We start from the raw sequence: 11,568 nt of genomic DNA on the forward strand, positions 1-11,568 counted from the left end.
CCTCTCTCATTGGCTGTCTAAAAAAAATGAGGGGGAATTAATGCGCATATTTTATATAATTGCTTGAAGCGCTGAAAGATTGCAACCGTTCAGTACGTTTTATCGCTAATGGTTCAAAAAACCATCGTTAAAGATGGTCTAAACCACGACATCAAGCGAGTATATTTCCAGTTTGGAGATGTAGCTTAGATTAACTAACCTTCACTACACGCAGCAAATGACGCTGCTCATCAAGCTTAGGAACAACAAGTTCGATGGTCTCAGCAACAGCAAATCCTGCTGGCAAGTTTGCCAACTCATCCTTACTTAGCTGGCCCTTTAACGCATAAAAACAGCCGTCAGCTTTTGGCAAATGGTGGCACCATTGCAACATGTCTTGAATCGAGGCAAATGCACGGCTCAATACACCATCAAATAACTCTTCAGGTTGATACGCTTCTACCCGACTCTCAATCGATGAAATATTGTTGATCCCAAGTTCAAATTGAACCTGCTTTTGAAAACGAATGCGTTTGCCTAAACTATCAAGCAATACAAATTCTTTATCAGGATTTAAGATCGCCAACGGGATCCCCGGTAAACCCGGGCCGGTACCGACATCAATAAAACGCGATCCTTGCAGGTGTGGCGAAACCACTAAGCTGTCCATGATATGTCGAATGAGCATCTGCTCCGGATCACGTACAGAAGTTAGGTTAAATGCCTTATTCCATTTATTGAGCATGCTAACAAAGTCAACAAGTTGCTTTTTTTGCTGCTCGGTAGCCTCTAGGCCAACTTCAGCCATGTATTCGTTTAACTGGGCAAATAACACTGGTAGTGTCCTCAAAACAATTTAAATCAGATATTCATCGGTATGATGAAGCGCAAAAAAGATGAAAGGAAGCCTCAAAGCTTCCTTTCATCGTGCATAACAAGGTTATTTAGGCGCTTTTTCTCAGTAAACCGCGTTTTTTCAAATGAACTAATAATATTGAGATTGCAGCTGGCGTCATGCCAGGGATACGCGAGGCTTGACCAACCGTTTCAGGTTTGTACTCATTCATCTTTGCAATGACCTCGTTAGACAAGCCTGGGATCTCTTGATAATCAAGATCCAGCGGCAACCCAGTCGTTTCGTTACGGATCGCTTTATCAATCTCGTCTTGCTGTCGCTGAATGTAACCAGAATACTTAACTTGGATCTGTACCTGTTCAGCAGCACGTTGATCTTCAATACCTGGACCAAATCCGTCAATTGACATCAATGTTGGGTAATCTAGCTCTGGACGACGCAGTAGATCTTCAAACGTGGCTTCGCGTGCAATCGGGGTTTTTAGATGTGGATTTAACACATCAACAAGCGGTGATTTGGGGTGGATCCACTGGCCACGTAAACGCTGTAGTTCAGTTTCGATCGATTCCACTTTCTCACTAAATAGCGCCCAACGATTGTCGTCAACTAAACCAAGTTCACGACCTTTTTCGGTTAAACGAATATCAGCATTGTCTTCACGTAGCAGCAAGCGGTATTCCGCACGGCTAGTGAACATGCGATAAGGTTCTTTAGTGCCTAATGTCGACAGATCGTCAACCAACACGCCAAGGTAAGCTTGGTCGCGACGAGGGCACCAAGTGTCTTTGCCTTGAACTTGCAATGATGCGTTCATGCCCGCTAATAAGCCTTGTGCACCCGCTTCTTCATAGCCTGTGGTGCCGTTAATTTGTCCGGCAAAGAATAAACCATTGATGGTTTTGGTTTCTAATGAATTTTTAAGATCGCGTGGGTCAAAATAATCATATTCGATCGCGTAGCCAGGACGCATTATATCTGCGTTTTCCATGCCTTTTATCGAACGAACCAAGTTAAGTTGCACGTCAAAAGGTAAGCTTGTTGAAATACCATTAGGATAAATTTCCGTGGTATTTAATCCCTCTGGCTCAATAAATATTTGATGCGAATCTTTATCTGCAAAACGATTAATTTTGTCTTCGATGGAAGGGCAGTAACGTGGGCCAATGCCCTCGATAACACCCGAATACATCGGGCTACGATCCAGTCCTGCACGAATAATATCGTGGGTTCGCTCATTGGTATGAGTGATATGACATGAGACTTGTTCTGGATGCTGGCTAACGTCACCCACAAACGACATAACCGGCAAAGGATTATCACCTTTTTGCTCTGTCATTTGAGAAAAATCAATGGTGTTTGAGTCTATGCGTGGTGGTGTTCCGGTTTTTAAACGACCCACTCGAATAGGTAACTCACGCAGACGATGAGCCAGGGCAATCGCCGGAGGATCGCCAGCTCGGCCGCCGCTGTAATTTTCTAATCCTATGTGGATTTTGCCACTCAAAAAAGTACCTGTCGTTAACACGACTGCAGGGGCTTCGAACGCTAAACCCATTTGGGTAACAACACCCACCACGGTTTCATTTTCAACCACAAGATCGTCTACCGCTTGTTGAAAAATACGCAGGTTGGGTTGGTGCTGTAAAATCTCTTGGATCTTGTGTCGATAAAGGGCTCTATCCGCTTGAGCACGAGTTGCTCGTACTGCTGGGCCTTTGCTCGAATTTAATGTTCTAAATTGAATCCCCGCAAAATCCGTGGCAATTGCCATGGCTCCGCCGAGCGCATCAATTTCTTTAACCAGGTGTCCCTTTCCGATGCCGCCGATAGCTGGATTACAGGACATCTGTCCTAAGGTATCTATGTTGTGGGTTAGCAAAAGTGTTTTGGAACCCATTCTGGCAGAAGCTAACGCAGCTTCAGTTCCAGCATGACCACCACCAACAACGATTACATCAAACCGTTCATGAAAATGCATTCGACAGCCTTCGATTGTTAAAAGGATAAAATTCTGTTTCTGAGCGGATCATTTTAGCATTTGCTTTGCCTAAGGTGAACGATCAATTTTGCTTGTTTTGATCAACACCGATCTGCTTAATAGATCTTAAGATCTTTAGATAGATCTCTTATTATGTTTATTATTAAGGGCGGCTTTTTCGGTGGATAACCCGAATTCCTTATTAGAATCATGAGTTAATGAGCGATCAAACCTGTTATTAGATCGCGATCAAACTCACCTAAGCTTGGGGATAGATCGGCTAGTTATCCACAGGGTGGATCATTGACCAGATCGAGGGTGAATTAATACAGAGGTTAATCAGATCTAAATAATAGGTTATCCACATATTTGTTATTTTTTGACTTAATATGTGGATAAGTATGATCTAAACTGTGAGTGCTTTAAAAGTTAATAGGTAAAAGCGATCAAGAAAAGGATCTTAAAGTTGATCTTGCCAGCCGCTCAACCAAGCTAGGGCGGGTTCTTCTGGAATTGGATCGTATTGTACATCGATCTGGATCTTATCCACAAAAACTTGTGCACCGCATAAGGCCAGTGCTTCCACTAATTTTTCGGGGCCTTGGCAAAAAGTATCGTAACTCGAATCACCAATCGCACATAATGCAAATTGGGTGGTCAGCAGATCCGGTTTTTTAGCTAAGATCTCGTCCATAAATGGCACTATATTGTCTGGAAGATCGCCTGCTCCATGAGTTGAACAGGCGATCAACCATAGCGATTTTGGGTCCAGATCATCCAAATTAGGAGCCAAATGTACGATAGTTTCATGGCCTAGATCGTTCAATTGCGCCGACATTTCATCAGCAACATACTCTGCACTTCCTAGCGTTGTGCCTACTAATAGTTCTACTTTTGCCATATATGTTCCTGATCTCATCTTCAACTGAGCTATTTAGTACGTGTTTAATGCATAAGATCGCCACTAATCTATCTAATTTATCGTTACGATCTGCATTATGTTTGCGCTAATCATAAGGTATAAGCCGATTTTTACTAAGCAGATTACCGTTTAATATGTGTAAATGGGGACTGAGGCATTGTCAGTTAACTAAAGTGAAAACAATATAATAGGGTCTATGAAAGTGTGAACATCGACTATGTTAGGTCAGTACTGGCTTGATTTTAATGGAATTGAAGCACTCAATCGAACGATGCCAATAGGTTTATAAGAGTTGCCTAGCAAGAGTGATTACAGTGCTAATCATTGGGTTTATAGAGTGAACGTATTAGCTTTTTATCGCATATAGCAGGTAGTTTTCGTCAGCGTTATTGGTCATTTTCCACAGGGTTAAAGCTCATTCCTTCTGCTTTTACACTGCGTAAACCGTGGGGCGTGAATCTCTTTCGGTGTAACGAAAAAAACGCCAATCGCGAGTCCCTATGGGTAGGTAATGCATCAGATATTCGGCGCTGATATGCCTATCAGGTATGATTTTATTATGCGGTTAAGTGTCGGCATGATCAGCAATCTACCCGGCTTAAGTCATTGGCAGCAGGTATTAATCAATGCTTCTTGATCGTCTACATGTTCGATGACCTCAGTGTTGAGTACAACATCATACTGATTAGTCACACTTATTAGCTCTTTCTCTCCAGTAGTTAATAGTGATTCAGCTAAACGATGCCGATAGTCTACCGTCACGGAGTTACTGTGAGCATGCCAGAACCGAGGCGCAATAGAGGGCCTTGCCTCTGAAATACTACATTCTCGCTGAGCGAACAATTTTTATTCTGATTGGTATAAGATTGATTTTAATGAAAAAAAAGCTGTCGAGTCACGAATGACATCGACAGCTTACATTAATATTAGACGTTAAGATCTTAGACTTTGAGATCTTTCATCAGATTTTCTAGCACATCGGCTTGGCTGTTTAAGGTTTCTATTTCGCTGGCTGTTTGAGTCACCATTAAGGCAACACTTTCTGAACCTGTTCGCACCAGATCCACATCGGAGGCGATATTGTCTGCCACGGCGCCTTGTTCTTCGGCTGCTGCGGCAATTTCAACACTGCGATCGGCGATATATTGGTTCTGACTCGTTATTTGGCTGATGTTCTTACTCACCGACTCCATGAGGGACTCACTGGTTTCGGCTTCCGCGACCGTCTGCTTCATCACTGTAATGAGGCCCTGACTGTTACTCTGCAGTGCTTCGATCATCTTCTGAATTTCTACTGTGGCAGTTTGTGTTCGACCGGCCAGGGTGCGTACTTCATCCGCGACAACAGCAAAACCTCGTCCCTGTTCACCCGCTCGAGCGGCTTCGATAGCGGCATTGAGTGCGAGTAAGTTTGTCTGCTGAGAGATGGCATTAATAGTGGAAACTACATCATCGATCTGTGAGGCACTCGAGTCCAAATCTGCTACGGCACCGGATGCGGCATTAATTTCTGAGGTCAGCTTTTTAATTGCTCTCTGAGTCGACTCTACCTGAGATAGTCCTAATGTTGCGGTTTGGGTAGCATCACTGGTTTGAGTCGAAGAATCATGGGCATGACTCGCCACCTCACGAATAGAGGAGGCCATCTGTTCGGTTGCACTGGCCAGTGAATCGATACGTTCTTGCTGTTGACTGGTTAATGTGGCGTTTTCATTACTACGTTGACGCAACTGAGAACTGATCTGTTGAATAAGGGCGATGGCTTCCTGAGTGGTTTTTACCAATACATGTTCACGTTCCGAAACTCTATCGATCGTCTGAGCAATAATGTTGAATTCATTACGCGCCGGAGCATAAGCAATGCGGGATGCGAGATCGCCATCGGCCAGACGTTTAACAGCATCGTAGATATTAAAGAGGGCACCGCCCATAAATGATCTAATGTAATAATAGCTGATGATGATAAAGCCGATACAAAACAGGATGATGGCGTAATGGCCGAGACCTAAGGTAGAGAAAATCCCTGGTAACGGTTTGGCGCTTATAGACACGTTTGTATTGGGAACTTGAGTGGCGTATGCCCCCTGATTTCCAAGCTTGAGGTTACTGTTAGCGAGAATACCAGACAGCTCATTTTGACTTAATTCTGTTTTAGATATCAGATTAGATACCAAATGAATTTCTTGCTGTAATTGTTTATTTTTCTGATCTTGTTCGGCACTGATTAAAGTTAGGCTAACGATAAGCATTACCAGCAGCGAAGAGAAAAACAGGATTAAAAAATTCTCCTGTAATTTGATATTTACCAGAAACTTGTCTATCCAACGGAAAGCGACTTCTTTCATTATGATCATCCTAAATTTGGCGTGATAGTTGGCTGGCCATCCTGGCTCAAATTATATTGCTTTAACAGTAAGCAGCACTTTGTCTACTTGTTGCTACAGCTTGAAAATATTTTACTTCAATAGATGCTTTGTTAGAACAAGATTGAGGTAAAAGTGTTAATGAAAATTCGATCTAATATCAGGTTTTTCTTCATTTTTTCTGTCACAGAACAAAAGAAAATGGAGTGTTCATTAGCCATCTTCATGATGGTGAACATATCAACTCTTGCTTTATAAAAGTAAAATACCGAGCCTCAAATCAACAAAGTATTAACAAATAAATTATTTGAATACAGCTTATTAAAATAATTTGAAGGTATTTATCTGGCCATCTCTTTTATCACTTTCGAAAACACTATGGCTGGGGGGGAATGAGGTCATCGCTGCCCTCAGCGTATGTTCTTTATCGACCAAACTCGCCAAATATTGAGGGAGTGTTCGCTAATAAAAAAAATAGTTCTAGGTGACTCTTCTGTAAAACGGCTGGGAAAATCTTATGGTTTTGTTTTTGCGGGAGTTGTATCTGAGGATCATGACGGCAAAAAACGAGAAATGACTACGGGAGATTTATTCCCGTAGTCATCTATAACCGGCTGTGCCAGTTTATCAATTATATTACTTAGCTCATGGTTTGAACTTGGGAGGCCAACAACCAGATGGCGAGGGCAAAGAATATAAAGCCCATAAACTTATTCTGATTCGCCCTGAATTTCTCATTTTTCAATAGTGGTTTACCCAGGCTTCCAACCATAGCGACAAGCAGTAGGTTAAACAGTAATCCCATCACATTGAGCAATAAGCCCAAAGCTAGCATCTGCTCACCTGAACTTGCGCTTAGTTGAGTTGAAACAAACTGTGGTAGAAACAATACAAAGAAGATCAGTGCCTTTGGGTTTAACAAATTACTCATCACCGCTCGGCGATATAACTGTTTAGCCAGATTATGTTGTTGTTCTATCTCTGGTGTTTCAGCTGCAGAACTGCGCATGCAATCCCAACCCATCTTCAGTAGATAGGCGGCACCTAAAATGCGTAATAACTCTAGTGCCATTGGGTTCATAGCCACTAAAGCTGACACGCCCATAGCTGCAAGAAAAGTCAAAATAAGGCCCGATGTGGCATTACCTAAACTGGCATACACGCCTACTTTTTTACCATAGCTCAAGCTTGAGCTGGCGATAAGTAACATGTCAGGCCCAGGAATTAACAGCAGGGCGACTACGGTAGTTAAATAAAGAGGAAGTAAAGCCAGATCGATCATCATTAATGCACTATATAAAAGGAAAGAATCAAACAAGGCGCGGATTCTACAGTTATCCAACATGAATGAAAGTCATGTAGTGTTTAAATGAGAGCTACAGTTGGCAGGCTTTGTTTACGCGAGTACAAGCCGCTTTAGGCCTGGCGCGACTCAGGTTGATATTTTTAATAGGTTAGAGGCTGTATTTATTCCTTTTTGCATAATTTGAGTTAGTTAACCATTTGCGAATTACCTTTTTAAAATGGATAGTATTCAATATAATAGTGTTCCACTTATTGTTTAATAAAATGAACTATTCAATGCGGAAAAATGGTTTTACTCTTATAGAGTTAGTTGTGACTATTATTATTTTAGGCATACTTTCTGTGATCGCAGTCCCTCGTTTTATTGAACTACAATCAGATGCTCGAATTTCATCTTTAAAAGGCTTAAAAGCCGAGATGAATGGCGCTATGAGTGTGCTATATGCCAAGTCAGTTTTACAAGGCTTAGAGAGCAAGCCTAAACCCGCTCCAGGTGAAGATAACGTTATCATTATCGATGGTGAAGACATTGATTTAGTTTACGGTTATCCCGCTGCTGATGCCGCTAATAGCTGGAGTAAACTGATCATGGCCAAGTTTGAAGATTCGGTGTTTAACTCCGAACGACCAGCTGATTGGTATTTTAATAATAATCCAGCCAAGCCATTTATCCGTTTTATGCCACAAACTAAGAAATTCAGTGGTGATAATTGCTACCTCAAGTATACCGAGGCACAAAGCCCTACCACACCACCAGTATTTGAGATTGTCGATTCAGGTTGTTAATACGACTCACGTTAATTAGCCACTAATGTTGCAGCATCTTTCCAAAGGGAACTGGGCATAGGGTCATGCCGTTCCCAAGTTATATTCATAGCTTGCGCACCGTTGGTTCCGATTTAGTTAATCTAATTTAAGTTTATAAATCCCATGGTATTTCCATTCTCGTCTCTATTGGACTCTCGCAGCCACTGCATGAGTTGTTTAACCATTTTTTATGCTCAATATTGGCCTATCCGTTGCTATAACCATTTTACTTGGGGCTTTAGGGTCCTCTTTTGCTACTCTATGAGACAACATCACCTTTTACCTTGAATGTAATATGAAATTAGCTGAGATAATGACCACTCTAAGTCGTGGCGACTTAACAACACTCCCTATTGATGCTTTGCAGGCGGCAAGGCTGCAGTGGCCTGAGCTACTGCCGGTTATCGATGAATTGATGCAGAGGTTTATCGTTAAAGAGGAGTTGACCGATCCTGAGTCGAACCTTCTTTTCTTCGGGTTATGCCTTATTGTCGATCGTAAGCAATATAGTTGTTTTGATTCGCTGATCAATCTCACTAACAAGGACGACTGTAATAGTCCGTTAGAAGTGCTACTCGGTGACTTTATCGCTTCAGATCTTTCCACTGCTTACTACATTTTGGCCGAGGGTAAGCCTGAGCAACTTTGTTTATTAGTTAACTCTGATCAAGCGGGCGAAATCGTTAAGATGTCAGCCTTAAGTGCGCTCTTTTCTCAGCTGCATACCGACCAAATTGATAGAGAGACACTTAATCAAAGTGTTCCTGGCTTTATCGAAAATCTGCTCAAAAGTAATCACTCAATAGCACTTTTTGAATTGATTAATCTGTTAATTTCTAATGAGTTTAATCAATACCATAGCCAGTTTGTTGGTTATGTTAAAAGCAAAGTGATAGACGAAGGCCCTGCAGAGAATCAGTGCATCATCGATTGGGATAATCAGTCTATCGGTTATTCAGAGTGGGAAAGTGGTCTAATTAGCGGGGATTATGATGTTATCGACTCCCTAAGCCAGTGGGCGGGTTTCAACTCAGAATCTGATATGAATGATGATGACCTAATGGCAGTTTTTGACGACCTGATGAATACGCCAAAGGAACTTGACGATAGCTATTTTGAAAACCTTGATGCTAAGCAGCCTTTTGTTGCTGATATTCAAGCCGGTCGCAATGATCCCTGTCCCTGTGGCAGTGGCAAGAAATACAAGAAGTGTTGTTTGAATTAGACCGCTGCTAAAAAAAGAGTTAGGTGTTGGTTTAATTTATCGGGCAAGCGTTTGATAGGCTATGGAGAACCATGGCCTCATTGGTATTAATGACTTGCAGCAGTTGCTGTATATGGATATACGAATATCGTGATCACATGGATGTGAAAGAACGACCTAATGTGCAGACAGTACAGCGAGACGCTGCAAGTACTTCTGACCTACATGGATAGTAGGAAATGCCTAATAATGTCGGGAACATTATTGGCCTTGTTTTGGAAGCTCGCAGCCGTATCTACACTTATTATCTAAAAGCTGAATACTTCTATGATTAGTTAGCTTAGTTATAGACAGCTCATAGAGTTGCTATATTTTTGTAGATATAGGGAGTTAACCTTCTAGGGTCAGAATTTTTGTTATCCCTTTAAAATATCTTTTATTACGTGACCTAATGCTAAACCTAACAGTGGAGGGACAGCATTACCAACTTGGGTATACTGTGGTACTTCAAACTTCCTCATTTGACCGCCTGTAGTAACCTTGGATCGGAATACGAAATTATCAGGGAAAGATTGAATTCTAGCCATTTCTCTTACAGTTAATACTCTCAACTCATCTTCATCATAATGACAAGCGTCATCAGGTATAGATAATGCTGCAGGCGCTGGAGAGTTTGGTGCGAGCGCTTTTTGTGTTTGTTTTTTTGTAGGATGTGATAATAAGTAAGTTATAAACGATTCTTTTGTCAGAAATAATTCTAACTTTCCATTTTCCTGAAGATAGCTGAACTCTTTTACTATTGCCCAAATACTATCATCTAGTTGAGTCTCACTTCCCTTTAAAATAGCAAAAATAGCTTTAATTACGGAACGATTATCTATCTGCTGTAGTACTTGATACAGACGGAACCTACGTTTAACTATTTCACTATTGTTTCTTTGTTCGTGATTAGGAATTCCACCTTCTCTTTTCTTGAGAGAGCTTGAGAATGTTTTATTTAGACTTTTAACGAACTTTGACGGTGCTTTTGGCTTATTTTGTTTTAAATCATCCAGCGCTTCACGAACAGAAACCTCTTTTTTACTGACTAAATGGTGTAAAAAAGAATTTTTATAAAGAATTAAGTCTGTTGATTTTGTTGCGTCAAAATATGGTAATGAACCAAATTCTACGTTTTCAATATCCATCTGAACGGCTTTAAAAAAGCTTTCAGAAGACTTGAACAACTCTGATTCAGCACTATCACTTTTGAAATTGATTGCTAATAGGTCATAAATATCTTCTCGTATAGCTATCATTATGAAACGAGGGCGATTTTGGGCTACACCAGCTAATCGCGCGTTGATATGAAGACATAATGGGATATATCCTTTTGTGGCAAACACTTTTGCGACTTCAAACCAAGCATGAAAGGAATTACCATCATCATCTTTGAAAGCTCGTAGTATCCCAGTCACATTTTCTAAAACGGCAATTTTTGGTTTCACATGAGAGACAAATTTTGCAAACTCCCATGGTAATGAGTTTTTATCACAATCCCTTTTACGCAAACCCGCCATACTAAAACTTTGACAAGGTGGTCCGCCAGAAACAAGGTCTAAACCGCCATCTCCGAAACCATCTTGTAACTTTTGGACAAGCTCTGGGTTTTTTTCTAGTAATATATTTAGTTCAACAATACTTCCAATTACAAGCTTCCCTTGTAATTCATTTAAATCTTTAGGGATGTCACTAAACCCTTCGCCAGAGGAGAAAGAAGGCGAATTAAATGGGTTTTCTCTTAACCTAGGTTTTAAGTCGCTGAATTGACTATTTAGCCAATATGATTGGTTTGGTTTCCCACCATTGTTTGCGATTTCTTCTAGGTTTTCATTTAAGAAGTTATAAGCAAATGTCTCTGCAGCCATAGGTGATAATTCATTGGCCATGACTAGCTTGAAGTCGGCCTTATCTAAGCCTAATGATAAGCCACCGCAGCCCGCGAATAATTCGATATGGTTCAATATACACCTACAAGAAGAAATTTTGACTTTGGAGATTCTAATCGAAAATGGTTATAAAGTCCAGGCATTCAGATCTAGTTTTTATAATCTAATCTTGACAGTTAAAATACTTAAATATACATTATAAACAAGGCTTTGGAGAGAAGCCAAC

The 11,568-nt window shown here is 41.0% G+C and carries 8 protein-coding genes; 2 read left to right on the top strand and 6 right to left on the bottom strand.

The window, feature by feature from the left end; translation table 11 throughout:
* Positions 1-190 precede the first annotated feature (190 nt).
* The 5 genes from rsmG to CXF83_RS01090 form a co-directional block, all read right to left on the bottom strand.
* Complete coding sequence (gene rsmG / locus CXF83_RS01060) at positions 191-814, bottom strand: 16S rRNA (guanine(527)-N(7))-methyltransferase RsmG (RefSeq protein ID WP_101089532.1); 624 nt, start codon at positions 812-814, stop codon at positions 191-193.
* Between the two features lie 109 nt (positions 815-923).
* A complete protein-coding gene (mnmG, locus tag CXF83_RS01065) occupies positions 924-2,813 on the bottom strand; it encodes a tRNA uridine-5-carboxymethylaminomethyl(34) synthesis enzyme MnmG (protein ID WP_101089533.1) in 1,890 nt (629 codons plus the stop codon).
* Positions 2,814-3,273: 460 nt separating this feature from the next.
* Positions 3,274-3,714, bottom strand: a complete 441-nt coding sequence (gene mioC, locus CXF83_RS01070) for an FMN-binding protein MioC (RefSeq protein WP_101089534.1) — start codon at positions 3,712-3,714, stop codon at positions 3,274-3,276.
* A gap of 962 nt (positions 3,715-4,676) precedes the next feature.
* Positions 4,677-6,080 (bottom strand): methyl-accepting chemotaxis protein, encoded by a 1,404-nt coding sequence (locus tag CXF83_RS01080; protein ID WP_101089535.1) that lies wholly within the window; start codon positions 6,078-6,080, stop codon positions 4,677-4,679.
* Between the two features lie 658 nt (positions 6,081-6,738).
* Positions 6,739-7,383 (bottom strand): LysE family translocator, encoded by a 645-nt coding sequence (locus CXF83_RS01090; RefSeq protein ID WP_101089537.1) that lies wholly within the window; start codon positions 7,381-7,383, stop codon positions 6,739-6,741.
* A 296-nt stretch (positions 7,384-7,679) separates the two neighbouring features.
* Here CXF83_RS01090 and CXF83_RS22925 point away from each other — a divergent pair, with 296 nt between their 5' ends.
* A complete protein-coding gene (locus CXF83_RS22925) occupies positions 7,680-8,189 on the top strand; it encodes a type II secretion system protein (RefSeq protein ID WP_269801694.1) in 510 nt (169 codons plus the stop codon).
* A gap of 316 nt (positions 8,190-8,505) precedes the next feature.
* The gene (locus CXF83_RS01100; protein ID WP_101089539.1) at positions 8,506-9,435 is read left to right on the top strand and encodes a DUF1186 domain-containing protein; all 930 of its coding nucleotides are present in this window, start codon (positions 8,506-8,508) and stop codon (positions 9,433-9,435) included.
* Positions 9,436-9,830: 395 nt separating this feature from the next.
* Here CXF83_RS01100 and CXF83_RS01105 read toward each other — a convergent pair whose 3' ends face one another.
* The gene (locus CXF83_RS01105) at positions 9,831-11,417 is read right to left on the bottom strand and encodes a DNA cytosine methyltransferase (RefSeq protein ID WP_101089540.1); all 1,587 of its coding nucleotides are present in this window, start codon (positions 11,415-11,417) and stop codon (positions 9,831-9,833) included.
* Positions 11,418-11,568 lie beyond the last annotated feature (151 nt).

Origin of the sequence: Shewanella sp. Choline-02u-19 (assembly GCF_002836205.1) — a bacterium.
Classification (GTDB): Bacteria; Pseudomonadota; Gammaproteobacteria; order Enterobacterales; family Shewanellaceae; genus Shewanella.

What these genes read in the sequence shown, in the direction of transcription:
- CXF83_RS22925 (WP_269801694.1), top strand. Translation starts at nt 7,680, where the DNA reads ATGCGGAAAAATGGTTTTACTCTTATAGAGTTAGTTGTGACTATTATT.
- CXF83_RS01080 (WP_101089535.1), bottom strand. Translation starts at nt 6,080, where the DNA reads ATGAAAGAAGTCGCTTTCCGTTGGATAGACAAGTTTCTGGTAAATATC.
- mnmG (WP_101089533.1), bottom strand. Translation starts at nt 2,813, where the DNA reads ATGCATTTTCATGAACGGTTTGATGTAATCGTTGTTGGTGGTGGTCAT.
- CXF83_RS01090 (WP_101089537.1), bottom strand. Translation starts at nt 7,383, where the DNA reads ATGATGATCGATCTGGCTTTACTTCCTCTTTATTTAACTACCGTAGTC.
- mioC (WP_101089534.1), bottom strand. Translation starts at nt 3,714, where the DNA reads ATGGCAAAAGTAGAACTATTAGTAGGCACAACGCTAGGAAGTGCAGAG.
- CXF83_RS01100 (WP_101089539.1), top strand. Translation starts at nt 8,506, where the DNA reads ATGAAATTAGCTGAGATAATGACCACTCTAAGTCGTGGCGACTTAACA.